The sequence below is a fragment of the Lentilactobacillus otakiensis DSM 19908 = JCM 15040 genome (assembly GCF_001434145.1).
Taxonomy (GTDB): domain Bacteria; phylum Bacillota; class Bacilli; order Lactobacillales; family Lactobacillaceae; genus Lentilactobacillus; species Lentilactobacillus otakiensis.
Map to the genome: position 1 here is coordinate 1 of NZ_AZED01000019.1, position 1767 is coordinate 1767.

The following is a 1767-nucleotide window of genomic DNA, read 5'->3' on the forward strand; positions in this document are numbered from 1 at the left end:
ACGCCTTATGAAATATTCTTTAATGTAGTGTTGCACTTAATTTGACAATTCAAGCATGATAATTTAGATGGCCGTTATAAAACGAATTATTGAACAATACAAGATAACTGGCCGACTAATGGGATAAAAGAAGGATCACAATAATTCTATTATTGTGGTCCTTCTTTTGGTCCATTATTAATTAATGAAATTTTTCCTACAACTAAATTTTTGGGGAAGATTAGAAATGATTATTTTTTAGGATTCATAGCAGCAACAGTTTCTTTAAGATAAGTCTTTAGATCGTCAGCTATTTCAGAATTCCGTAGTCCAAATTTAATATTAGTTTCCAGCCAGCTTAACTTATTGCCAGTATCGTATCGTTCACCCTTAAATTCATGAGCAAATACTCGTTGGGTATGATTAAGAATGTCGATGGCTGTGGTAAGTTGAATTTCCCCACTTGAATCTGGTTGAGTCTCCGATAGAACTGTAAAAATTTGTGGCGTTAGTATATATCGTCCGATAATTGCTAGATCACTCGGAGCAGTCTGAGGGTCTGGTTTTTCTACAAAACGTTTCACGTTATATAAACCTGGAGTAACTTGTTTAGCAGGATCAATAATCCCATATTTAGACACCTCTTTATGAGGCACTCGTTTAACGGCCAAAGTTGCGGCCCCCGTTTGATTAAAGCTATCAATTAATTGCTTAGTTAATGGAATTTTATCTTGTGTGACATCATCACCTAATAACACAGCAAAGGGTTCATTTCCAACAAAACTCCTAGCAGTATAAATGGCGTCACCTAATCCATGTGGATGAGACTGACGGGTAAAGTAAATATTCATATCATTAGTTTTACAAATCAGCTTAAGTAAATCATTTTTACCACGTTTGGCTAGGTTAGCTTCTAGTTCGGGATTAGCATCAAAATGATTTTCAATTGACCATTTTCCCTTACCAATTACGATTAAAACGTCTTTAATGCCAGATTGCTTGGCTTCACTAACGATGTATTGAATAGTTGGAGTATCAACAATTGGCAACATTTCTTTAGGTAAGGCTTTTGTTTCAGGAAGAAAACGGGTACCTAAGCCGGCAGCAGGGATAATAGCTTTCGTTATTTTTGACATTGCTTTAGCCTCTTATTATTTATAATATGATGAACCATTAAAGTAATATTAATCAACAAAAATTATATCACTAATAAGAGCAAAAAATATAAATACTTTATTATGAATGCTAAGGGGAAATAAATTTACCTACGGGTTATTTATCAATTAACTTTGATAGATAATAACCAACTACAAATCCTAAAGTATTAGCAAGCACGTCATTTATATCTACCCAACGATGTGTTATTGCCAAATTGTCTGTTATAAATTGAATAAATTCGATAGTGAATCCAATAAGGATTCCAGTTGTAATCACATGAGATATTTTGAATTTGGGAGAGAATAAAATATAGGTAAATATTCCTAAGGGACAAGTCATAATGATGTTTAGCCAGAATCCTAATTGATCTAATTCTTGAAAGGGAATGTAAGCAACTGGTGTCTTACCAATCATCATAAAGCTAATAGCTTGATTTGACGATGGCAATTTAATAGGTAAGGTTGGGCTAAAACATAAAAAACAAATTGATAAGGCTGAAATTCCTAATAATACCCAGGCAAATAATTTTGAAATATGGTTAATAATTCATCATCTACTTTCATTATTAATTGAACTTGAATTGTCAAATTAAGTGCAACACTACATTAAAGAATATTTCATAAGGCGTTT

At 32.8% G+C, this 1767-nt stretch carries 2 protein-coding genes; both read right to left on the reverse strand.

What is annotated here, in order from left to right:
• Window positions 1–230: 230 nt before the first annotated feature.
• Window positions 231–1115: a UTP--glucose-1-phosphate uridylyltransferase GalU gene (gene galU, locus FD05_RS10745; protein ID WP_020282188.1), complete on the reverse strand. Its 885-nt coding sequence runs from the start codon at window positions 1113–1115 to the stop codon at window positions 231–233.
• Window positions 1116–1251: 136 nt separating this feature from the next.
• A complete protein-coding gene (locus tag FD05_RS11945; RefSeq protein ID WP_081637887.1) occupies window positions 1252–1683 on the reverse strand; it encodes a VanZ family protein in 432 nt (143 codons plus the stop codon).
• Window positions 1684–1767 lie beyond the last annotated feature (84 nt).